Source organism: Streptomyces sp. NPDC006368 (assembly GCF_040612535.1).
Lineage (GTDB): Bacteria > Actinomycetota > Actinomycetes > Streptomycetales > Streptomycetaceae > Streptomyces.
Map to the genome: position 1 here is coordinate 1 of NZ_JBEXQK010000058.1, position 23,537 is coordinate 23,537.

Genomic DNA, 23,537 nt, shown 5'->3' on the forward strand with positions numbered 1-23,537 from the left:
GACGGTGTGCACGGCGTCGCGGAGCATCGCGGAGAAGCGCGCGGTCGTCGGGTGGTCGAGGACGTCCGTACCGAAGTGGGCGTGGCAGGCCGCGCCCCCATCCCCGTCCCCGTCCCCAGCCCCCGCGCGGCGAGCGCCTCGCGGCCCGCCAGGTCCGCCCATGCCAGGCGGGCGAGGGCCGCCGCGTCGGGCACCGCGTCCGGCAGCGTGCCCGCCGCGAGACCCGTGCGGTCCTCCACCGCCGCCAGCACCCGCGAACGGGCCGCGGGCGACAGCGCGTCGAAGCCCGCCCGCAGCGCGGGCAGCCGGTCCAGGAAGCCCCGGTCCGGCCACGCCCCGACCCGCTCCAGCAGCGGCTCCAGCGCCCTGCCGGTCTCCAGGAGCGGGCCCGCCGCGAGCAGCGCGCCGCGCAGGGCGTCGGCCAGTTCCGCCCGCAGCGGGGGCGTCGTCGCACCGTCCGCCCGCGAGGCGAGCAGGGCGCCGAACTCCCCGGCGTCCCGCTGCCCCAGCAGCACCCGTGCCGCGCCGGCCGCCCCACGGATCAGGGGCGTGCCGTCGGCGTCCAGCCGGGCCAGGGCGTCCGCCAGCCGCAGGTCCCTCCCGGCCGTGTCGGCGGCCCGGCGGGCGAGCGCGACCAGCGCGCGGGCGTCGTCCGGGTCCGTGGAGCCGGCGAGCCCGTCCAGCGCGCGGACCCCGGCGCCGGCGAGCTCCTCGTACGCCCCCTCGACCGCGTCCCGGCGCCACCCCACGGGCAGCCCCGGCACATGTCCGGACCGGATGCGGTCCACCAGCGCGAGGCCGTCGAGGAGTTCGGGCAGCGTCCCGGAGGCGGGCAGCGCGACGGCGGCCTCCGCCAGCCGCTCCGCCGCGAGGCCGGGCAGGCCGCACCGCGCCGCCTCCCGCAGCCCCTCCAGGAGCTGCGCCGCGGTCGGCCCACCCTCCCGCGCCCACGAGGCGTGCCGCCGGCGCAGCACCCCGGCGGCGGCCTGCTCCAGGGTCACCCCGTGCACACCCGTCACGTCCAGCATCGCCGCGGTGGACGGCGTCCACGCCACCGTCCAGCGGGTCGTGAGGGCGTCGGCCCCGCCCACGCCCGCCACCGGGGCCTCCTCGCCGTACGGCACCCCGCACACGGCGAGCCGCCGCAGGCAGATCTCCCGCGCGCGGTCCAGGTCGCCCCTGAGCGGGTCCAGCCGCACCTCCCGCCGCTCGGGCGCGTCCGGAGCCGGCAGCGACAACCGCCCCAGCAGCGCCTCCACCGCCGGGCCGAGCCCCGAACGCGGCGTCCCGGGCGCGAGCCGCCCGCGCCGGTCCCCGACGAGGACCCGCTCCATCGCGGCGGCCACCACCCGGCCACGCCCGAAGAGCTGACCTTGCGTCAGTACCGTCTGCGCGGCCTCCGCGAGCTCCCCGCGCCCCGCGGCCGGCAGCCCTCGCAGCGTGGCCAGGTCCCGCGCCACCCGGACCACCTCCCGGGCGTCGGCCGGGCCGCTCGGGTGCCCCGCGTCCCGCACGGCGGCACAGATCCCTACCGCCGACGACAGCAGCAACTCGTCCAGCAGCGCCGGATCGCCGCCCGCCAGATACACGCCCCGCTGCCACTCCGGGTCGCGGATCCCCGCCGGATAACCTGACCGCTCGTCCAGCAGCCCGTACGCGTACGGCACCAGCGACGTGACGACCTCGCCGCCCACCGGCTCGCCGGCGCCGCCCCGCTCCACCCCGGGCAGCAGCGCGGGCGCGTGAAAGGCACCGATCACGGCCGCCGCGCGCCGGTCCGCGTACGCACCCAGGCGGCGCCGCATGTGCGCCTCCCGGCGCAGGTCGTACGGGTCCACGGCCTCCTCGTCCGCCCGCAGCGCCCAGCCCACCAGCAGCGCCGCCCGCCGCAGCTCCTCGGGCGCGGAACCGGGCGCGGGCGCCTCCACGAGCCGGTCCCACAGATCGTCCCCCGGCCGGCCCCCCGCCCCGGCCCGCAGCGCCGCGGCGACCCCGCGCCGGCCGGAAACCGGGCGGGAGCCCGCTTCCCGCGCCGCCAGCGGCAGGTCGAACGGCACCACCTCGACCCCCGCCTCCCGCGCCCAGCGGATCGCGGCCAGCTCCGGGGAGAACTCCGCGAACGGCAGGAACACCAGTCCCCCCGCCGCGCCGCTGCCCGCCAGCGCCACCGGCGGCACCGTCGCCGGGTCCGCCAGCCACGCCAGCCACGGCGCGAACTCCTCCGGCAGCTCGACCAGCAGCACCTCGGGCGCCGCCCGCTCCAGCATCGCCGGAACCGCCGCCGCGAGCGCGGGGGAGTGGTGCCGCACCCCGATCAGGAACGGATCACGGCACCCCGCCAGCTCCTCCACCGCGCCCGCGGGCTCCTCAGGCCAGCTCATCGCGCAGCTCCCACAGCGTCCGCCACAGCGGGGCCCCGCCCTCCGCACGCCGTCGCACCGGTCCGTCCCAGTACCCCAGGAGCCGCGCGTGGTCGGCCGGATCGTCCTTGCGCACCGTGCCGAGCAGATGCCCCGGCAACGTCCGCACCACATCGCGGCCGTTGCCCAGATACGCGGCACCCAGGCCCATGGACGCGGCGACCTGCACGGCCTCCGCCGTCGACATGACCGTGGACGGCCGCTCCACCTCCCAGCCCTCCGCGCTGCGCCCGGTCCGCAGATCCCGGAACGCGGTGACCAGCGCCTCCAGCACCGCGTCGTCCAGCGCGAACTGCGCCCCGCCGCGCGCGAGAGCCGCCGTCGCCTGGCCCCGCACCAGCTCCGTCTCGGCCGCCAGGTCGTCGATCGGGCCGACCGTCTCGAAGTTGAAACGCCGCTTCAGCGCGGCGGACATCTCCGACACACCCCGGTCGCGCAGGTTCGCCGTGGCGATCAGGGTGAAGCCGGGCGCCGCGTGCACCGTCCCGTCGCCCTCCTCACCGGTGCCCGCCAGCTCCGGTACGGACATGCGCCGTTCGGACAGGAGCGAGACCAGCGAGTCCTGCACCTCGGGCAGGCAGCGGGTGACCTCCTCGACCCGGGCGACCGCGCCGCGCACCATGGCCGTCAGCACCGGAGAGGGCACCATGGCCTCCCGGCTGGGCCCCTTCGCGAGGAGCATCGCGTAGTTCCAGCCGTACCGCAGCTGGTCCTCCGTGGTGCCCGCGGTGCCCTGCACGGTGAGCGTGCTGGTGCCGCACACGGCGGCGGCCAGCAGCTCCGACAGCATCGACTTGGCGGTGCCCGGCTCGCCGACCAGCAGCAACCCCCGCTCCCCGGCCAGCGTCACCACGCACCGCTCCACCAGCGCCCGGTCGCCCACGAACTTCCGCGACACCACCAGCCGCCGGCCGTCGCCCGCCACCAGCTCCTCGCCGCCCGAACCGCACACGAACACGACCACCGCGCGCGGCGTCAGCCACCACCCGGGCGGCCGGGGCCCCTCGTCGTACGCCGCCAGGAACGCCAGCTCCTCCGCGTACCGGTCCTCCGGCAGCTCCACCTGCCGCCGCCGGTCCTCGCCCGTCACCCTCATCGCCGTCCTCCCCGGCCACGGCCGCGATCCCGGCCCTCGAACTCCTCGTATCCGGGCGCGTCACCGTCGACGACCCGGCGCCACGCCGCCGCGTACAGCTCCGCCACCGGCCGGTCCGGCACCACGAAGGCGTACGCCTGCGACGGGAACAGCCGCGACTTCCAGCTCTCCAGGGGCAGCCGCGGCGCCTTCGACTCCAGCCAGCCGCCGGGCAGGAACAGCGACCGCCCCGCCCGCGCCCGCTTGGCCTCCACCACCAGGTCGGTGGCGGCCAGTTCGGCCCGGGCCTTCTTCAGCCGGGCCGGCTTCCAGCCCGTCCACTCCGCCTGCTTGCGGTCCGTCGGATCGGGCAGCGCGAGCAGCATCAGGTACAGCGCCGCCGCGTCCTGCGACAGCCCGAACCGCTCCTCGGCAGCCGCCACCAGCTCCGGCACACTGCGCGGCGGATGCTGCGGCGCGCCCGCCGGGCCGTGCTCCGGGCAGTCCGTCGTCACCAGCGCCTCGAACTCGTCGCTCAGCAGCGTCCGCAGCGACGTCAGCAGCACCGTGTGCCGGGAGACGCCCGCCAGCAGCGTCAGCGCCGGGTGGTCCGGGCCGCCGTGCTCGCTCGCGCCCGGCAGGACCGCCGCCGGCCGCAGCCACACCTCGTCCCACTCCGGCCGGTGCCGCATCGGCGTGAGCACGAGGGCGTCCGAGACCTCCACCAGGCCATGCCGGTCGCCGCCGCCCCGCGCGGGCAGCCCGTGCGCCTCGCGCACCCGCCGCGAACCGGGCTCCCCCTCCGCGTCCCAGTCGACCCCGAGGTCGAGCAAAAGGCCCGGATCGGCGAGCCGTTCACGCAGCATCCGCAGGGTCACCGGCAGCACGGCGCGCAGCGGATCACCGAAGGGCAGCCGGTACGCGAGCCAGCTCAGCATCGTCACGTACGAGCCGATCGCCTGGGCGCCGAGCAGCTTCTCCGGCTCCGCGGCGGTGAGCCGACCCTGTTCGGGGTCGATGCGCTGCACCGTCCGCCCGGTGAGCTCGGGCTGCACCTCGGGGTTGAGCACGGCGTCGAGCACGCCGTTCTGGCGGGTTTCCGCGACCGCCTTGGCGACCAGCTCGGGCGGCGCCACGCGACGCCTGCCACGGGCCCGTACCCAGGCGTCGGTCAGCGGCTCCAGATCGAAACCGGACTCCCACAGCTCCGGCACGGCGTCGGCGTCACCCGGCACCAGAAGGGCCGTGAACTCCTGCCGCTGGGCGACCGGCAGCGTCCTGATGGCGGTCCGCGCGGCCTCCGCCTGCGCGGACTTGGCGCCCAGCGGAGCCAGCAGCTCCGCCGGCAGCAGGCTCTGCCGGCTCCAGCCGTCCACGCCCGGCAGTCCGAGCAGCACCAGCGCCGCCGTCGGCGCGCCGATCCCCACCGCCTCCGCGAACCGAACCGCCTGCTCCGGCCGGTACGGCAGCGGACCGCGCTCCCGCACCAGCTCCACCACGCGCCGCAGCGACGGGGCCAGTGGCGCGTCCTCCGGCCCACCGAGCACCTCGGACCCGACCAGCGTGAGACCGTCCCACGCGCCGAACACCCCGGACGGGTCGTACTCGACACCGGCGTAGAACGCGTACTGGTCGTCCCTGCGGACCATCGCGACCAGCAGCATGCGCCGTGCCCCCGACCGGTGCACCTCACCCAGGCGCTGCGTGCCGGCCGGCCGCTCGGCCCTCAGCTCCACGAGCCGGACCCGACCGCGCGGCTCCACCAGCACCGGGTCGCCGTCCACCGTCACCGCCGCCACCGACTCCAGGAACTCCAGCAGCGCGGCCCGGTCCTCCTCCTCGGTCACCGGCGACGCCGCCCGCACGGCCAGCGCCGCGAGACCACGGCCGGTGAACGACAGCCACGGCACCCCCGTCCCGGACAGCGCCACCCGCTCGGGCACGCCGTCCGCCGGCGCCCCCAGCACGGTGGCCAGCGCGCGCACCTGGTCGACGGCCGTGTGCGCGCCGGTGCCCCGCCCCCAGTGGCCGTACGTGTTCGACCGGGTCACCAGGCCGGCCATCGCCCCGGCCAGCACCTGGTCCAGGGCATATCGGACGGCCGGCTCGGCGCCGACGGGCGCCCCGGCGCCCTGCGCGGCCTTCTCCGCGAGCGCGGCGAGCCGCTTGCCGCACCGGGCCGCCTCCTCGACGAGCCCGGCGACGCCCGCGACCAGCCGCGGGTGGGTGACCTCGGGCAGCACCCGCGCCACGGCGTCGGCGGGCTCCGCGCCCCCGGCCACGGCGGCCAGCAGCGCCTCGGAGTCCGCTCCGGTCACCGCGCGCAGCCGCGCCGAGCCGTGCTCGTCGCGGGGCCGCAGCGCGTGCCAGTACGCCAGCGGCGCCACCAGCGGCGTGCCCGCCGCGTACCGGCGGCCCGGCCCGCACAGCTGCACCGTCGCGACCCGCACGCCCTCCGGGTCGTACAGGTCGACCGTCGTGTCGAAACGCTGTGTCTGGCGCGGGTGCAGCACCACCCCGCCCGGCAGCCGCAGCGGCGGCAGGGGGATACCGCTCGACAGGTACTCGGTGGTGGCCTGCGGACCCGTGGGAACGGCCGGAGAGCGGCTGCCGTCCACCGAACAGGCCGTCAGAGTCCCCGCCTTCGGATCGTGCAGCACCCACCAGCCCAGCAGCCCGTCCTTGCTGCCGAACGGCGAGGACTCCATGCCGGGCTGTACGGGCAGGAGCCGGCAGAACCGCTCCAGCAGCCGCTGCCCGTCCGCCGCCCCGTCCAGCGCCGCGTCGAAGAACGCGGGCCCCGCCGCGCGGCCCCGGCGCGCCGACTCGGGGTCGTACTCCCACCAGCGGCCCTCGTGCAGCACCCACACCGAGATGCCGTCGGAGGCCACGTACCGCACCTCCTGGGCGAACGAGGTGTCACCGGGGTGCACGGGCCGCCCGCCGTAGCAGCGGCCCCCGCCGGGCAACGGCAGCGACGTGATGTGCACCGAGGTCCAGTTGTCGCCCGGGGCTCCGGCCGGGGCGAAGACGTCGGCGGGCCGCCCGGACCACACCCCGCGCCGCGACTGGCCATGACCGTTCACCACGAGCCACTGCCCGTCCACGTACCGCACGGTGGGCTGGTCCCAGCTGTTGACCCTCGGCGTCGGCAGCGTCAGCGTACGCACCTCCAGCGCCTCGTCCGGGCCCACCGCCGCGGCCTCCTGACCGGTGCGCACGAGCAGTGCCGGCCAGGCGTCCGACAGCCGGTACCACCCCTCGGCGAGGGCGCGCCCCCGCGTGCCGGCGCCCGCCGGGTCGACGTCGGCCAGCTTCGGCAGCGTCTCCTCCAGAGCGGGCCACCCCAACTCGTCGAGGATGCCCGCGCGCAGCGTCCGCTCCAGCGCGGCGGCCGGGGTCACGGCCGCGATCCGCTCGACCGCGTCCGGCGCCGCCGCCAGCACGGCAGGGGAGGAGAACTTCGCCAGCCGGGTCAACTGCCTGTCCAGCTCCGGCAGTCCGAACGGCCGTGACAGGTCGTCCGCGCGGTCCGCGATCCAGCCCGCCAGCACCCCGCGCAGCGCCGGGTGCTCCACCACCTCCTGCAGCCGGGCGGACGCCTCACCGCCACCGGCGAGCTCCTCCACGGACCGGCGCAGCAGCCCCGCGAACCGCTCGTCGGCGGCGAGCGCCGCCAGGTCCCGGCGGCCCTCTCCCGGGTCCCGCAGCCAGCGGGCCAGCTCCAGGTGGCCGGTGGCGTACGACGCCGGCGGCTCCACCGGCACGCCCAGCGCCAGACACAGGTCCAGCACGTCCAGGTCGACGCCCATGCGCCAGCCCTGGCCGTCCAGCAGCCGCACCGGCACGCCGTCGGCGATCAGCCGGTCCGCCAGCCGCTCCACCAGCGCCAGCTCGGCCGCCAGCCGGGACGCCCGCCCGTAACCGCGCCGGCGGTGCGCCGCCCACGCCGTCAGCCACGCGGCGGCCGGCACCGAGCCGTCCAGGAGCATCCCCGTCGCCCCCGAGTCGTCGAGCAGCCTCAGCCACGACGCCTCGAACTCTGCCCGCCGGTCACCGCCCGCCGTCGGCAGCAGGTGCAGCAACCGCTCCCGCACCGCCGCGTCCCGCGCCGCGACCACCGTCAGCGCCGGCAGCGCCGACGACCAGAACCCCGCCGCCGCCCGGCTGACCGCCCCCGTGTGGATGATCTCGGCGAGCAGCGAGCACTCCTCCTCGGCGGCGTCGAGACCGGCCGCCTTCGCCAGCCGCCGCAAGTCCTCCAGCATGCCCGCGTAGGGCGTGAGCCCGGCCGCGCACCGCTCCAACGACAAGGCCCGGAACTCCTCGTACGCCGCCGGCGCCGAGAGCCGGGCAGCCAGGCCCTTGGCGTGCTCGCGCAGCGCCTTCCCGCTCAGCGCGCCCGCCCCCGCGAACTCCAGGAACACCTCCCGCAACCGCGCCTCGTCCACGGCGAGCGCGTGCCGCTGCTCGGCGGCCCGCGCCTTGCCGAAGAACAGCGACGCGTACGTCCGCGACTCGGCCGCCAGGAACAGCCGAGCCACCTGCTCGTAGTACGTCGGCAGGAAATGCGGGACGGAACGGTCGAGCCGTACGCCGATCTCCTCGAACCCCTCCTTGGCGAGCCCCGGCTTGGTCGCGACCAGCCGGGACAGCCGCTCCATCTCCTTGACGACCGCCAGCGCGTGGTGGCCGTTGTCCGGGTCGTGCACCAGTGCCCAGGCGGGGAAGCCGAGCGACTGCCGCCGCACCCGCCCCACCGGCTCGGGCTCCTGCCCACCGGCGGCCTGCCCGCCGGTGAAGCCGAGGTACTCCAGGGACAGGTCCTCGGCCGGCCCGATCGCCTCGGGCACCAGCCGCACCACCGTCCGCCCCTCCAGCGCCGGGTGCTCGTACACCCGCGCCGTCAGGACGTCCACCTCCCCGTCCGCGCCGGCGTCACCAGCGCCGCCGCCCGTGCCCCGCCCCGCGCCCCCGGGCAGCGGCAGCACCGCTCCCGCGTCCAGCAGTCCGCTCATCGCGCGTCCCCCTCCTCGTCCACCACACGCCCCGCGTACACCAGCGCGGCCATCCGCTCGCCCTCCGACCAGGCGACCGGCCCCACCTCCGCGAGCGGCAGCCGCCGCCCGCCCCTGTCGCGCCACTCCAGCGCGCCGGTCTCCGTCTCGCCCTCCGGGTAGTCGTCGCCCACCCAGTACGCCGCTTCCAGCGGCCGGCCGCCCTCCACCAGCGGGCACACCGCGTACCCGCCGCGCACCCGGTACCCCAGCGAAGCCGCCCGGGCCGTCGCGTGCCGCAGCTCCGCGAACCGCCCCCGCGCGTACGCGTCCCAGGACGCCGCACCCGAACCGGCATCCGAACCCGCGCCCGACTGCCCGTCCCCGAGACCGTCCGGCCGCCGCCACACCTCGCGGAACAACTGCTCGACGCCCTGCCGGACCTCCAACTCGACCGCGAACTCCCGCAGGTCGTCCAAGTCCGCCAACAACACCGGATGAGGTATCAGCACCGTCTCGACACCCTGCCCCGCACCCAGCCGCACCGAGTCGCCGTCCAGGTCGACGACGCCCAGCCCGCGCGCCGGGTCCGGGTCGGCGTCCCGCAGGAACCCGGCCCGCTCCACGTCCGCCGCGCCGTCCGCCCCCACCGGCGCGACCACCAGATCCCGCAGCGCCGCCCGCCAGGCCTCGTCCCGCCACACCCGCGCCAGCAACGCCACCGGCACCGGCAACGAGCGGACCAGCCAGGCGTCCACCTGCTCGCGGCACTCCCGCTCGTGCCGCTCCAGCCACTCCGCCAGCTGACGCAGCCGCACCACCTCGGTGTCATCCCGCAGCTTCGCCGGCACCTGCTTCAGCGTGCGCCCCGCGGCATTGCGGCACACCACCCGCGTGCCGTCCAGCGTGACGGCGTACCCGCCACTCTCCGTATCGATCCAGCCCATGGCGAGACCGCCTCCCCGACCTTCCGGTTCCGATGTCGATCACAGTAGGTGAGGGCACTGACAGCGCCGCCGCGAGGCGAGTGAGCCTGTGGAAAACACCCGTCACCGCCCCGCAACGACCCGGCAACGTCCGGCCGCCACCATCGGTGCATGACGGAGCCGACAGACCACCGGGAACGCGGCGGGCGGCGCGACGAGCGCACCTTCGACTCCACCCCCCAGCCGCTCACCCGCACCACCGACCAGCTCGGCACCCAGCTGAACCACCTCCACCGCAACGGAGCGCGCAGGCCCATGAGCACATCCGCACACCCCACGCTCGTCGCCGTCGCGCACGGCAGCCGCGACCCACACGCCCTGCCCGCCGTCCGCGCGCTGCTCGACCGGGTCCGCGACCTGCGGCCCGGCCTGCCGGTCCGCCTCGGCCACATCGAACTGAACGCGCCGCTGCTCACCGACACCCTCGCCGACCTGGGCGGCGGCGACGCGGTCCTCGTACCGCTGCTGCTCAGCCGCGGCTACCACGTCAAACACGACCTGCCCGGCGCCGCCGCCGCTGCCGAACCCCGGCTGCGCGTCGACGTCGCCGCGCCGCTCGGACCGCACCCGCTGCTCGTCGAGGCGCTCTTCGCCCGGCTCACGGAAGCCGGCTGGCGCCCCGAGCACGGCACCAGCCGCAGCACCGGCGTGGTCCTCGCCGCAGCCGGCTCCCGCGACCCCGAATCGGCCGCCGACACCCGCCGCACCGCCCGGCTGCTCAGCGAGCGACTCGGCGGCGTGCCCGTCGTCCCCGCCTACGCCTCCGCCGCCTCGCCCACCGTCCCCGAGGCGATCCGCGCGCTCGCCGCCCGCGGCCGGCACCGGACAGCCGTCGCCTCCTGCTTCACCGCCCCCGGGCTGTTCGCCACGCGCAGCGCCGCCGCCGCGCCGTGGATCGCGGCCGGCCCGCTCGGCCCGCACCCCGCCATGGCCCGCCTCGTGCTGCACCGGTACGACCAGGCCGTCGCCGCCCGCGCGGCGACCGGTACGCCGCGGCCACGGGAACTCGCTTCCGTTTGACCGGTTCACTGTCAGCCCCGGCGGTTACCTTCAGTGCATGAACGGCATGGAAGGACCCGACGGACGCGACGACACCACGCACGACACGACGTACCGCACGGCACACGACACCACGCACGACACCACGCACGCCACCACCTACGACGCGGCATACGGCACGCCGTACGACGCCACGTCCGGCACGGCGCACGACACGACGTACGACGAGGCGGCGACCGAGCGCTGGGCGCCCGAGCCCGACAAACGGCCCGGCCGCACCGCCTTCCAGCGCGACCGCGCGCGCGTGCTGCACTCCGCCGCGCTGCGCCGCCTGGCCGGCAAGACCCAGGTCGTCACCCCCGGCACCCGCGGCCACGCCTGGGACGCCAGCCCCCGCACCCGGCTCACCCACTCCCTGGAGTGCGCCCAGGTCGGCCGCGAGCTCGGCGCCGCGCTCGGCTGCGACCCCGACCTCGTCGAAGCCGCCTGCCTCTCCCACGACATGGGCCACCCGCCCTTCGGGCACAACGGCGAACAGGCCCTCAACGACTTCGCCAAGGACTGCGGGGGATTCGAGGGCAACGCCCAGTCGCTGCGCCTGCTCACCCGCATCGAACCCAAGCGGTTCATGACCGACCCGACCACCGGTGAACTGGTCAGCGTCGGCCTCAACCTCACCCGCGCCGCCCTGGACGCCGCCACCAAATACCCCTGGCCGCGCGGCGCGCACCCCACCGACCCCGGCTCGCCCAAGTTCGGCGTGTACGAGGACGACCTGCCGGTCTTCCAGTGGGCACGGCAGGGCGCGCCCGAGCACCGCACGTGCTTCGAGGCCCAGGTCATGGACTGGTCCGACGACGTCGCCTACTCGGTGCACGACTTCGAGGACGGCCTGCACGCCGGGCACATCGACCCGAGCCTGCTGTTCTCCGAGCCCGAGCGGGCCGACATCTGGCGGGTGGCCATCGGCCGGTACGTCCCGGACGACACCGATCCGCAGGAGCTCGCCGACGCCCTCGACCGGCTCATCGGGCAGGAGTGGTGGCCGCACGGCTACGACGGGTCGGCCGTCGCGCAGGCCCGGCTCAAGGACGCCACCAGCCAGCTGATCGGCCGCTTCTGCCTGGCGGCCGAGGGCGCCACCCGCCAGGCGTACGGTTCGGGCCGCCTCACCCGGTACGCCGCCGAGCTCGTCGTCCCCCGCGAGACCCGCAACGAGTGCGCGGTCCTCAAGGCCGTCGCCGACCGTTACGTCATGCAGCGCGCCGAGCAGGAGGCGCTCCGGGCCGACCAGCGCATCGTGCTCGCCGAGCTCGCCGAGGCGCTCACCGCCCGCGCACCGGAGGGACTGGACCCCCAGTTCCGCGCCCTGCACGACACGGCACCGGACGACCGCGCGCGCAAGCGGGTCATCGTCGACCAGATCGCCTCGCTCACCGACGCCTCGGCCCGCACCCTGCACGCCCGCCTGGCGACGCGCCGCTGAACAGCCGCCCGGAACCGCTCCACGGCGGCGGCGTAGCGTGGAAGATCCCTGAACCGGAGGAGGCACCCCAGTGGTCGACGCACCTCAGACCTTCGTCATCGTCGGCGGTGGACTGGCCGGCGCCAAGGCGGCCGAAACCCTCCGCGCCGAAGGATTCACCGGACGCGTCATCCTCGTCGGTGACGAACGCGACCACCCCTATGAACGCCCTCCCCTCTCCAAGGGCTACCTCACCGGCAAGGACGAGCGGGCCGGCGCCTTCGTCCACGAACCGGACTGGTACGCGCGGGCCGGCGTCGAGCTCCACCTCGGCATGACCGCCACCGCCGTCGACCGCGCCGGCAAGGCCGTGCGGCTCGACGACGGCACCACACTCCGCTACGACAAGCTGCTCCTCGCCACCGGCGCCGAACCGCGCCGCCTCGACATCCCCGGCACGGACCTGGCCGGCGTGCACCACCTGCGCCGCCTCGCCCACGCGGACCGCCTCAAGGCCACCCTCACCGCCCTCGGCCGCGACAACGGCCACCTGGTGATCGCCGGAGCCGGCTGGATCGGCCTGGAGGTCGCGGCGGCGGCCCGCGGCTACGGCGCCGAGGTCACCGTCGTCGAACCGGCACCGACCCCCCTGCACCACGTCATCGGCCCCGAGCTCGGCCAGTTCTTCGCCGACCTGCACGCCGCGCGTGGCGTCCGCTTCCACTTCGGCACCGGCCTCACCGAGATCACCGGCCAGGACGGCACGGTGCTGGCCGCCCGCACCGACGACGGCGAGGAGCACCCCGCCCACGCGGTCCTCACCGCGGTCGGCGCGGCCCCGCGCACCGCCCTCGCCGAAGCCGCCGGGCTCGCCCTGGCCGACCGCGCCGAGGGCGGAGGCATCGCCGTGGACGCGTCCCTGCGCACCTCCGACCCCGACATCCACGCCGCCGGCGACGTGGCGAGCGTCCACCACCCCCTCCTCGGCGTCCGGCTGCGCGTCGAGCACTGGGCCAACGCCCTCAACGGCGGCCCCGCCGCCGCCCGCGCCATGCTCGGCCAGGACGTTTCCTACGACCGCGTTCCGTACTTCTACTCCGACCAGTACGACCTCGGCCTGGAGTACTCCGGCTGGGCGCCGCCCGGCTCGTACGACCAGGTGGTGCTGCGCGGCGACGCGGGCAAGCGGCAGTTCATCGCCTTCTGGCTGAAGGACCGCCGCGTGCTGGCCGGCATGAACGTCAATGTGTGGGATGTCACAGAGCCCATCCAGCAACTCGTCCGTTCCGCCGCCCCCGTGGACCCCGAAGCCCTCGCCGACCCCACGACGCCGCTCACCGACGTCCTGCCCCACCCGTAGAATTCGTGCGTGGCAGGCGGCAGGATCAACGATGACGACGTGAAGGCGGTACGGGACGCGGTCCCGATCGACGCCGTCGTGTCCGAGTACCTCCAGCTGCGCAACGCGGGCGGCGGCAACCTCAAGGGGCTGTGCCCCTTCCACGACGAGAAGTCGCCCTCCTTCCAGGTCAGCCCCAGCAAGGGTCTCTTCCACTGCTTCGGCTGCCAGGAGGGCGGGGACACCATCGCCTTCGTCATGAAGATCGACCACCTCTCCTTCTCCGAGACGGTCGAGCGGCTCGCCGCGAAGGCGGGCATCATCCTGCGGTACGAGGAGGGCGGGTACAACCCCGGCCACCAGCGCGGCGAGCGGATCCGCCTGATCGAGGCGCACAGGGCCGCCGCCCAGTTCTACGTCGAGCAACTCGACGGAGCCGAAGCCGAGATCGGGCGGAAGTTCCTCGCCGAGCGCGGCTTCGACCAGGCCGCCGCCCAGCACTTCGGTGTGGGCTACAGCCCGGCCGGCTGGGACCACCTCACCCGCCACCTCCGGGGCAAGGGCTTCTCCGACAAGGAGCTGGTCCTCTCCGGTCTCTCCCAGGAGGGCCGCCGCGGGCCCATCGACCGCTTCCGCGGCCGGCTCATGTGGCCCATCCGGGACGTCGGCGGCGACGTCGTCGGCTTCGGCGCGCGCAAGCTCCGCGACGACGACAACGGCCCCAAGTACCTCAACACCCCCGAGACCCCCATCTACAAGAAGTCCCAGGTGCTGTACGGCATCGACCTGGCCAAGAAGGACATCGCCAAGTCCAGCCGCGCCGTGGTCGTCGAGGGCTACACCGACGTCATGGCCTGCCACCTCGCCGGGGTCACCACCGCCATCGCCACCTGCGGCACCGCCTTCGGCGGCGACCACATCAAGATCCTCCGCCGGCTGCTGATGGACAACGGCTCCGCCCGCGTCATCTTCACGTTCGACGGCGACGCCGCCGGCCAGAAGGCCGCCCTCCGCGCCTTCGAGGACGACCAGAAGTTCGCGGCCGAGACGTACATCGCCATCGCCCCGGACGGCATGGACCCCTGCGAGCTGCGCCTCGCCAAGGGCGACGAGTCCGTCCAGGAGCTGGTCGAGCCGCGCACCCCGCTGTTCGAGTTCGCCCTCCGCCAGATCGTGAACCGGTACGACCTGGAGACCCCGGCCGGGCGGGCGGCCGCCCTCGACGAGGCCGCGCCGATCGTCGCCCGCATCAAGAACGTCGCCTCACAGCACGAGGTCGCCGTGCAGCTCGCCGGCATGGTCGGCATCCTCGACACCCAGTTCGTCGTCAAGCGCGTCGCCCAGCTGGCCCGCTGGGCCAGGGACCGCGGCGGCCGGGGCCCCGCGCCAGCCGCCCGCCCCGGCTCCGGCGCGCCGCCCCCGCCCGCCCCGGCCGCGCAGTCGGGCCCCGCGCTCAACCTGCGCAGCCCGGCCCACCGCACCGAGCGCGAGCTGCTGAAGCTGGCCCTCCAGTACCCGGCGCTGGTCTCGCCCGCCTTCGACGCCTACGGCGCCGACGAGTTCACCGCCCCGCCGTACGCCGCGGTCCGCCAGACCATCGCGGACGCCGGCGGCGCCGAACAGGGCATCGACCGGACCGCCGAGTACCTCGCCCGGGTCCGCGACGCCGCGCCCAACGACACGGTCCGCGCACTGGTCACCGAGCTGGCCGTGGAGGTCATCCACGGGCGCACGGTCGACGAGACGTACGCGGGCGACCAGCTCGTCCAGGTCCGCCTCCGCGCCGTCGACCGCCGCATCCGCGACGTCCAGGGCTCACTCGCCCGCCTCGGCGCGGGCGGCGACCCGCAGAAACTGGCGGCCGTCCAGAACGAACTGTGGGTGCTCCAGCAGTACGCCCAGTCCCTCCGCAACAACGGCGCGGCGGCGCTCTAGAGGGTGCCCAGGGGGCCGTCGCCCAAGGGCCCGTTCAGCCGGTCGCCCCGCCCCCGCCGGAAGCGCGCGTCGAGGCCGCTCCCGGGGTCACCCGAGACCGCCCCAGCCCCTGCCGTCACCGCGCAGTCACCGGCCGGCTGCAAAAAGTGGTCGCACGCCCCTCGTGGCGGTGATGTGTCGTACCCCACACTAAGGGCGGTGCCTGAGTCCTCGGAGCGCGGCCGGTCCACACACGGTGGGCCTCTCATCCCCGCGAATCCGCCCATCGCGTACGGGACGGAGAACAGCGGCACGGCCGCCGCCGCCGTCCCGCTGCCGCACGCCCCCGAACCGGCAGCGATCACCCTGGAGGTCGCCCCCGTGCAGACCCAGACCCAGACCCTGACCGACACCGACCCCGCCACCGCCGTACCCCTGCGGGGACTGCCGTCGCACCACCCGGACGCGGTGTCCGGCGGCGCACCGGACGCGGAGGACCTTCCCGAGGAGCCCGCGCTTCCGGAGGACCCCGGGCTGCTGGAGGGCCCCGGGCTCCTGCAGGAGCCCGCGCTGCTGGAGGACCCCGCCGCGCTCCCCGAGGTGCTGGAGCCGGCGGACATTCCGAAGCTGCCCGAACCCCGGGCGGTACGGGCCGCCGCCGACCGGGGGGCGGGAAGCGGACCCTCAGCCGACCTGTTCCGCCAGTACCTGCGCGAGATCGGCCGCATCCCGCTCCTCACCGCCGCCGAGGAGGTCGAGCTGGCCCGCCGCGTCGAAGCCGGGCTGTTCGCCGAGGAGAAGCTCGCCGGCACCCCGGACCTGGACTCCCAGCTCGCCCTCGACCTCGACAGGCTCGTCGTCATGGGCCGTATGGCCAAGCGCCGGCTCATCGAGGCGAACCTGCGCCTCGTCGTGTCGGTCGCCAAGCGGTACGTCGGCCGCGGCCTGACCATGCTCGACCTCGTCCAGGAGGGGAACCTGGGCCTGATCAGAGCCGTCGAGAAGTTCGACTACGCGCGCGGCTACAAGTTCTCGACGTACGCGACCTGGTGGATCCGCCAGGCCATGTCGCGCGCCCTCGCCGACCAGGCCCGCACCATCCGCGTCCCGGTCCATGTCGTCGAGCTGATCAACCGGGTCGTACGGGTCCAGCGCCGGATGCTCCAGGAGCGCGGTCACGAACCGACCCACGAGGAGGTCGCGGCCCACCTCGGCCTGACACCCGAGCGGGTCGGCGAAGTGCTGCGCCTCGCCCAGGAGCCGATCTCCCTGCACGCACCGGTCGGCGAGGAGGACGACGTCGCGCTGGGCGACCTCATCGAGGACGGCGACGCCGCGTCCCCGGTCGAGTCCGCGGCCTTTCTGCTGCTGCGCGAGCACCTGGAGGCGGTCCTCTCCACCCTCGGTGAACGCGAACGCAAGGTGGTCCAGCTCCGCTACGGCCTGGCCGACGGCCGGCCCCGCACCCTGGAGGAGATAGGACGGATCTTCGGCGTGACGCGTGAACGCATCCGCCAGATCGAGTCGAAAACACTCGGCAAGTTGCGGGACCACGCCTTCGCGGACCAGCTGCGCGGCTATCTGGACTGAGCCTCCGCCGGGACAGCGCCCGAGCCCGGCGACCAGGCCCGGCACCCCGCCCGGCGCCCCGGGCCCACGGTCTCCGTCAGGCGTTGTCCTGCCGCCTGGCGCGCGCGTCGATCGTGGCGCCCACCGCCGTGCCGAGCCCCAGGCCCAGGGCGATGCCCAGGCCGAGGTTGTCGCTCAGCATGCCGAGACTGATGCCGAGGGCCACCCCGATCGGCAGCCACAGCGCCAGACCCGTGCCCGCCTGGCCTCCGCCCTTCTCGGCGGCGCCCTCGCCCGCCCCGCCCGTGCCGTTGTCGGCCATGTCAGTCCTCCCCGTTTCCGTCCCGTACGGGACCGTGGTCGTCGGGGGGCGGGCAGCCCCGCACCCCGTGGCCGTCACCCCGGTCAGTCGACCTCGGCGACCGCCTGAGCGAACTGGGCCGCGTACAGACGCGCGTACGCGCCGTCCGCCGCCAGCAGCTCCGCGTGCGAGCCCTGCTCGACGATGGCACCATTCTCCATCACCAAGATCACGTCCGCCTCGCGGATCGTCGACAGCCGGTGCGCGATGACGAAACTCGTCCGCCCGTGCGCGAGCCGCGCCATCGCCTTCTGGATGAGCACTTCCGTCCGCGTGTCGACCGAGCTCGTCGCCTCGTCCAGGATCAGGATCACCGGGTCCGACAGGAACGCCCGGGCGATCGTGATCAACTGCTTCTCGCCCGCGCTGACGCCCGCGCCCTCGTCCTCGATGACGGTGTCGTACCCGTCCGGCAGCGTGCGGATGAACCGGTCGGCGTGCGCGGCGCGCGCCGCCTCCTCGATCTCCTCCCGCGTCACCTTGCGCGAGGCGCCGTACGCGATGTTGTCGGCGATGGTCCCGCCGAACAGCCAGGTGTCCTGGAGGACCATGCCGATTCCGGCACGCAGCTCCTCGCGGGACATCGCGGTCGCGTCGACCCCGTCGAACAGGACGCGCCCGCCCGTCACCTCGTAGAACCGCATCAGCAGGTTGACGAGCGTCGTCTTGCCGGCGCCCGTCGGGCCGACGATCGCGACCGTCTGGCCGGGCTCGACCGTCAGCGACAGATTCTCGATGAGCGGCTTCTCCGGCTCGTACCGGAAGGACACCTTCTCCAGCGACACGTGTCCCGCGCGCGGCAGCGGCGTACCCTCCCGCGGCCGGTCCGGCTCCTGCTCCTCCGCGTCCAGCAGCTCGAAGATCCGCTCGGCGGACGCGACGCCCGACTGCACCAGGTTCGCCATCGACGCGACCTGCGTCAGCGGCATCGAGAACTGCCGTGAGTACTGGATGAACGCCTGCACGTCACCGATGGACAGCGCGCCGGACGCGACCCGCAACCCGCCGACCACGGCCACCAGCACATAGTTGAGGTTCGACACGAAGAACATCAGCGGCTGCATGATCCCGCTGTTGAACTGGGCCTTGAACCCGGCTTCGTACAGCGCCTCGTTCTGCTCGCGGAAGTCCTCGGCCGACTCCTCCTGCCGCCCGAAGACCTTCACCAGCGCGTGCCCGCTGTACATCTCCTCGACGTGGGCGTTCAGCTTCCCCGTCGACTTCCACTGGAGCACGAAGTGCGGCTGTGACCGCTTGCCGACCCTCGTCGCCACGACCACCGACACCGGCACGGTCACCAGCGCGACCAGCGCCAGCAGCGGCGAGATCCAGAACATCATCGCCAGCACGCCCACGATGGTCAGCACCGAGTTGATGAGCTGGCCCATCGACTGCTGCATGGTCTGCGCGATGTTGTCGATGTCGTTCGTGACCCGGCTCAGCACCTCGCCGCGCCTGGCCCGGTCGAAGTACGACAGCGGCAGGCGCTCCAGCTTCGCCTGTACGTCCTCCCGCATCCGGTACACGGTCCGGTTGATCACTGTGACCGACAGGCGCGACGACACCAGCATCGTCAGCCCGGCCAGGACGTACACCACCAGGACCACCAGCAGTACGGTCCCGACGGCGCCGAAGTCGATGCCGTGCCCCGGCGTGAAGTCCACCCCGGACAGCATGTCGGCGAGCCCGTCGTCCCCCTTGGCGCGCAGCGCCTCCAGCGCCTCCTCCTTGGAGGCGCCCTGAGGCATCCCGCGCCCCACCACGCCCGCGAACACCAGGTCGGTCGCCCTGCCGAGGATCTTCGGCCCGACCACCGACAGCGCCACGCTCAGCACGCCGGCCCCCAGCATCAGCCACAGGGTGGCCCTCTCCGGCGCCAGCTGCCGCAGCAGCCGCTTGCCCGACCCCTTGAAGTCCATCGATCGCTGGTCGGGGCCGCCGCCGGCCATCATCCGTCCCGCCCCGGCCATCAGGCCGCCTCCGCTTCCGTCAGCTGGGAGAGCACGATCTCCCGGTAGGTCTCATTGCCGGCCATCAGCTCGTGATGGCGCCCCGTCCCCACGACCCGGCCGTCGTCGAGGACCACGATCCGGTCCGCGTCGCGGATCGTCGACACGCGCTGGGCGACGATCACCACCGTCGCGTCCGCCGTCTCCTCCGCCAGGGCCGCACGCAGCTCAGCGTCGGTCGTGTAGTCCAGCGCCGAGAACGAGTCGTCGAAGAGATAGATCTCCGGCCGCTGCACCAGCGTCCGAGCGATCGCGAGCCGCTGCCGCTGCCCACCGGACACGTTCGTCCCGCCCTGCGCGATCGGCGCGTCCAGACCGTGCTCCAACTCTCGTACGAAGTCGGCGGCCTGGGCCACCTCCAGCGCGTGCCACAACTCCTCGTCCGTCGCCTCCGGGTTGCCGTACCGCAGGTTCGTCGCCACCGTCCCCGAGAACAGGTACGGCTTCTGCGGCACCAGGCCCACCGTCCGCGCCATCAGCCCCGGATCCAGCTCGCGCACGTCCACGCCGTCGACCAGCACCTCACCGCCGGTCGCGTCGAACAGCCGCGGCACCAGCCCCAGCAGGGTCGACTTCCCGCTGCCCGTCGACCCGATGATCGCCGTCGTCTCACCGGGCCGGGCGACCAGGTCCACCCCACGCAGCACCGGCTCCTCGGCGCCCGGATAGCGGAAGTCGGCGCCGCGCATCTCCAGGTGCCCGTGGCGGGCCAGCTCCCGCACCGGGGCCACCGGCGGCACCACGCTCGACTCCGTCGCCAGCACTTCCTCGATGCGCTCGGCGCACACCTCGGCGCGCGGCACCATCATGAACATGAAGGTGGCCATCATCACGGCCATCACGATCTGCATCAGATACGCGAGGAACGCCGTCAGCGCCCCGATCCGCATCCCGCCGCTGTCGATCCGGTGCGCCCCGAACCACACCACCGCGATGCTCGACACGTTCACCACGGTCATCACCGTCGGGAACATCAGCGCCATCAGCCGCCCGGTCGCCATCGACACGTCGGTCAGGTCGCCGTTGGCCTTGCCGAACCGTTCCCGCTCGTACGCGTCCCGGACGAAGGCGCGGATGACGCGATTGCCGGTGATCTGCTCGCGCAGCACCCGGTTCACCGTGTCGAGCCGCTCCTGCATGGTGCGGAACAGCGGCCGCATCCTCCGCACGATGAGCGACACGGAGATCCCGAGCACCGGCACGACCGCGAGCAGGACCGCCGACAGCGGCACGTCCTGCCCGAGCGCCATGACGATGCCGCCCACGCACATGATCGGCGCCGACACCATCAGCGTGAACGCCATCAGCACCAGCATCTGCACCTGCTGGACGTCATTGGTGGTCCGGGTGATCAGCGACGGCGCCCCGAACTGACCGACCTCCCGCGCCGAGAACGACTGCACCCGGTCGAAGACCGCCGCCCGCACGTCCCGCCCCAGCGCCGCGGCGGTGCGCGCGCCGTAGTACACGGCGCCGATGTTGCAGACGACCTGCACCACCGACACCGCGACCATGATGGCGCCGAAGCGGAGGATGTAACCGGTGTCACCGGTCACGACACCGTTGTCGATGATGTCGGCGTTCAGGCTCGGCAGATAGAGGGAGGCGCAGGTCTGAAGGAACTGAAGGGCCACCAACAGGACGATGGGCCGTTGGTACGGCCCGAGGTGGCGACGAAGAAGTTGTCTGAGCACACCATCAACTATCCCCCGCGCCCGCGGTCCTGTACGAGCGGTTTTCCCGATCATTACGAGACCCGTTGCCGGTACCGGACCGGGGCGCGAGGAGCGTCAGGCGTCGAACGCGCCCGGGTGCAACTCGTCCCGCGTCGCCCCGTACTGCTGCCGCACCGCCTGCCCGACCGCGAGCTCCTCACCCGGCTCGAAGACCTGCATCGCCGCCGCCTGCCAGGCCGGCGGGGACTGCGGCGACACCACACCCCGCGCCACCCCCAGCGCCCACGCGGCCTGCCGGGCCGCGCCCACCGCCGCGTAGTCCGCCGGCTGCGGTACGACGACCTGCGCGCCGAAGATCGCGGGCGCGGCGGCCTGCACCGCGGGCAGCTCGGCGGCCGCCCCCAGCAGGAACACCCGCCGCACCTGCACACCGCGCCCGCGCAGCACGTCCATCGCGTCCGCGAGCGAGCACAGCATGCCCTCGAAGGCCGCCCGCGCCAGGTGCTCGGCCTTCATCGACTCGCGCCGCAGCCCGCTCAACGTCCCCGCCGTATGCGGCAGCTGAGGCGTCCGCTCACCCTCCAGATACGGCAGGAGGACGAGCCCGGACGCGCCGGGCGTCGACTTCAGCGCCAGTGTCGACAGCTCCTCCAGGCTGTCCACGCCGAGCATCTCCGCAGTGCCGCGCAGGGCCCGTACCGCGTTCGACGTGTGCACCACCGGCAGGTGCATGCCCGTGCCGTCGGCGAACGAGGTGATCATCCCGCGCGGATCGGCCAGCGCCTCGTGGTGCACGGCCATCACCGACCCGGACGCCCCGAGCGACACGACGGCGTCGCCCACCCCGAGGCCGAGCCCGAGCGCGGCGGCCATGGTCTCGCCGGTCCCGGCGGAGATCAGCAGCCCCTCGGGCGTCATCCCGGCCGCCTCGGCGGGCCCCAGGACCTCGGGCAGCGCGGCCCGGTGACCGAGCGCCAGTTCCACCAGGTCCGGCCGGTACGACCCCGTGCCCGCCGACCAGTACCCCGTCCCGGACGCGGCTCCGCGATCGGTCGTCCTGCGCACCGGCCGGCCCAGCAGCTGCCACACCAGCCAGTCGTGCGGCTGCAGAACCATCGCGATCCGCGCGGCGGCCTCCGGCTCCGTCCGCGCTAGCCACCTCAGCTTGGCCACCGGCTGCGCCGCCTGCGGTACGGATCCGACGGCCTCGGCCCACGCCTGGCGCCCGCCGAAGGCCTCGATCAGGTCCGCGGCGGCGACCTGCGCCCGCTTGTCGTTGCCGACCAGCGCGGGCCGCACCAGAGCGCCCTGCCGGTCGAGCGGCACCAGGCCGTGCTGCTGTGCGGAGACACCGATGGCCTGCACGCCCTCCAGCAGCCCGCCCGAGGCGGCCTCGCCGAGGGACAGCAACCACGCCTGCGGGTCCACCTCCGTGGCCTTCGGCTCCAGAGGATGGGGCGCGTAGCCCTGCCGCAGTACCGCGCCCGTGTCCGTGTCACAGACGACGATGCGCGTGAAACCCGACGAACTGTCCAACCCGGCGACTATCCCCATGGGCATAGATTCTGCCGCACTCGGGACACCGGCCGGCCCGCCCGGTGCCGACCCGTCCGGTGCCTGCCCGTCGGATGCAGGCCCGTCCGGTGTCGACCTTCCGGTGCGGGCCTCAAGGTGTCACCGATTCTCCTGGTGCTCTAGGTGTTCGTGGTTCCCCACTCGTCCTCACCGCCCTGGCCGCGCTCCCGCAGCGAGCGCACGCGCTCGGCGACCGAGTCGGGCATCCGGTCGCCGACCTTGTCGCTCACGGCGTGGATGGCCTTGCCGGCCACCTCCCGTCCGGTCTGCGCGGCGGTCTCGGCGGCGTTGCGCACGGCCGGGTTATGGGAGAGCTCGCGTGCGGACTTCCGCAACTGCTCGTACCGTTCCCGCCCGGCCCGCGTGCCGATGACGTATCCGATGGCCAGTCCAACGACGAACGTGAGCTTGTACCGCATGGCTGTCACCTTCCGTAGGCGTCGGTGCTGGCCGCCTACCCGTGAGGGCCGGAGTTCACCCCGGGATACCGATTGGCGGAGCACCCCCCTGCTTGCGCTAATGTATGTGTCGCAGCGAGCGAGCGCCGCCCGGGACGCCCCCGGAGGGTACGTTCGGTGCAACGCAGCAATCCCCTGTAGCTCAATTGGCAGAGCAGCCGGCTGTTAACCGGCAGGTTACTGGTTCGAGTCCAGTCGGGGGAGCGCGGTCCCCTGTAGCTCAATTGGCAGAGCATTCGGCTGTTAACCGGAGGGTTGCTGGTTCGAGTCCAGCCGGGGGAGCGAGACGAAAGAGGGCCCCCTGAGGGGGCCCTCTTCCGCGTTTTCCGAAAGATCCGGCCCGGACGGGAACCGCGCAGGGCTCGGCGCAGTCCTCATGGGCATGCGCCGTCGACCCTCCGGAGCAGGAGATCGTATGAGCGGCTATGCTGCGGCAGACGGCGCGCACAAATGTGCGCGACGCGCCGTAAGGGGCGGTAGCTCAGCCGGTTAGAGCAGCGGACTCATAATCCGTCGGCCGTGGGTTCGAGTCCCACCCGCCCCACCCCGCGGTTCCCTCAGAGAACCGTTTCTACCTGCGGAAACGCGAGAACGGGGGCCACCACTCCTGGGTGGCGACCCCCGTTCATCCCTTCAGACCAAGATCCAGTGGACACACAGTGGACGCGGGGACGATCCAGTGGACAGAAGCGCC

The 23,537-nt window shown here is 74.2% G+C and carries 14 protein-coding genes and 3 tRNA genes; 8 read left to right on the forward strand and 9 right to left on the reverse strand.

Features of this window, described 5'->3' with window-relative positions; all coding sequences use genetic code 11:
• The 4 genes from ABZZ38_RS28150 to ABZZ38_RS28165 all read right to left on the reverse strand — a co-directional run.
• A partial coding sequence (locus ABZZ38_RS28150; protein ID WP_356744969.1) for a DUF5682 family protein occupies positions 1–2,381 on the reverse strand: 2,381 nt, incomplete at its 3' end.
• A complete protein-coding gene (locus ABZZ38_RS28155; protein ID WP_356744971.1) occupies positions 2,368–3,516 on the reverse strand; it encodes an AAA family ATPase in 1,149 nt (382 codons plus the stop codon). The genes ABZZ38_RS28150 and ABZZ38_RS28155, both read right to left, overlap by 14 nt.
• Entirely contained in the window at positions 3,513–8,513 is a 5,001-nt protein-coding gene (locus tag ABZZ38_RS28160; protein ID WP_356744973.1) for a hypothetical protein, read from the reverse strand. The genes ABZZ38_RS28155 and ABZZ38_RS28160 overlap by 4 nt, the downstream gene beginning before the upstream one ends.
• The gene (locus ABZZ38_RS28165; protein WP_356744975.1) at positions 8,510–9,439 is read right to left on the reverse strand and encodes a DUF4132 domain-containing protein; all 930 of its coding nucleotides are present in this window, start codon (positions 9,437–9,439) and stop codon (positions 8,510–8,512) included. Before ABZZ38_RS28165 ends, ABZZ38_RS28160 begins: the two co-directional genes overlap by 4 nt.
• Positions 9,440–9,589: 150 nt before the next feature.
• On the opposite strand from ABZZ38_RS28165, the gene ABZZ38_RS28170 reads away from it, so the two are divergent.
• The 5 genes from ABZZ38_RS28170 to ABZZ38_RS28190 all read left to right on the forward strand — a co-directional run bounded on the left by ABZZ38_RS28170 (position 9,590) and on the right by ABZZ38_RS28190 (position 16,785).
• Positions 9,590–10,498 (forward strand): sirohydrochlorin chelatase, encoded by a 909-nt coding sequence (locus ABZZ38_RS28170; RefSeq protein WP_356744977.1) that lies wholly within the window; start codon positions 9,590–9,592, stop codon positions 10,496–10,498.
• A gap of 37 nt (positions 10,499–10,535) precedes the next feature.
• A complete protein-coding gene (locus ABZZ38_RS28175; protein WP_356744979.1) occupies positions 10,536–11,963 on the forward strand; it encodes a deoxyguanosinetriphosphate triphosphohydrolase in 1,428 nt (475 codons plus the stop codon).
• A gap of 70 nt (positions 11,964–12,033) precedes the next feature.
• Entirely contained in the window at positions 12,034–13,302 is a 1,269-nt protein-coding gene (locus ABZZ38_RS28180; protein ID WP_356744981.1) for an FAD/NAD(P)-binding oxidoreductase, read from the forward strand.
• A 9-nt stretch (positions 13,303–13,311) separates the two neighbouring features.
• Positions 13,312–15,216 carry a DNA primase gene (gene dnaG / locus ABZZ38_RS28185; protein WP_356744983.1) on the forward strand — a complete coding sequence of 635 codons (1,905 nt, stop codon included), beginning with the start codon at positions 13,312–13,314 and terminating at the stop codon, positions 15,214–15,216.
• A gap of 198 nt (positions 15,217–15,414) precedes the next feature.
• The gene (locus ABZZ38_RS28190; protein WP_356744985.1) at positions 15,415–16,785 is read left to right on the forward strand and encodes a sigma-70 family RNA polymerase sigma factor; all 1,371 of its coding nucleotides are present in this window, start codon (positions 15,415–15,417) and stop codon (positions 16,783–16,785) included.
• A gap of 76 nt (positions 16,786–16,861) precedes the next feature.
• Here ABZZ38_RS28190 and ABZZ38_RS28195 read toward each other — a convergent pair whose 3' ends face one another.
• From ABZZ38_RS28195 to ABZZ38_RS28215, 5 genes are all read right to left on the reverse strand, one after another.
• Positions 16,862–17,086: a hypothetical protein gene (locus ABZZ38_RS28195; protein ID WP_356744987.1), complete on the reverse strand. Its 225-nt coding sequence runs from the start codon at positions 17,084–17,086 to the stop codon at positions 16,862–16,864.
• Positions 17,087–17,169: 83 nt separating this feature from the next.
• Positions 17,170–19,095, reverse strand: coding sequence for an ABC transporter ATP-binding protein (locus ABZZ38_RS28200; RefSeq protein WP_356744989.1), 1,926 nt, complete (start codon positions 19,093–19,095; stop codon positions 17,170–17,172).
• On the reverse strand, positions 19,095–20,828 hold the full coding sequence (locus ABZZ38_RS28205) for an ABC transporter ATP-binding protein (protein WP_356744991.1): 1,734 nt from the start codon (positions 20,826–20,828) through the stop codon (positions 19,095–19,097). The genes ABZZ38_RS28200 and ABZZ38_RS28205 overlap by 1 nt, the downstream gene beginning before the upstream one ends.
• Positions 20,829–20,924: 96 nt before the next feature.
• The gene (locus tag ABZZ38_RS28210; RefSeq protein WP_356744993.1) at positions 20,925–22,364 is read right to left on the reverse strand and encodes an FGGY family carbohydrate kinase; all 1,440 of its coding nucleotides are present in this window, start codon (positions 22,362–22,364) and stop codon (positions 20,925–20,927) included.
• Between the two features lie 140 nt (positions 22,365–22,504).
• Positions 22,505–22,804: a YtxH domain-containing protein gene (locus ABZZ38_RS28215; protein WP_356744995.1), complete on the reverse strand. Its 300-nt coding sequence runs from the start codon at positions 22,802–22,804 to the stop codon at positions 22,505–22,507.
• A 170-nt stretch (positions 22,805–22,974) separates the two neighbouring features.
• Here ABZZ38_RS28215 and ABZZ38_RS28220 point away from each other — a divergent pair.
• The 3 genes from ABZZ38_RS28220 to ABZZ38_RS28230 all read left to right on the forward strand — a co-directional run bounded on the left by ABZZ38_RS28220 (position 22,975) and on the right by ABZZ38_RS28230 (position 23,387).
• A tRNA-Asn gene (locus ABZZ38_RS28220) sits at positions 22,975–23,047 on the forward strand.
• Between the two features lie 5 nt (positions 23,048–23,052).
• A tRNA-Asn gene (locus ABZZ38_RS28225) sits at positions 23,053–23,125 on the forward strand.
• Between the two features lie 188 nt (positions 23,126–23,313).
• Positions 23,314–23,387, forward strand: a tRNA-Ile gene (locus tag ABZZ38_RS28230).
• Positions 23,388–23,537 lie beyond the last annotated feature (150 nt).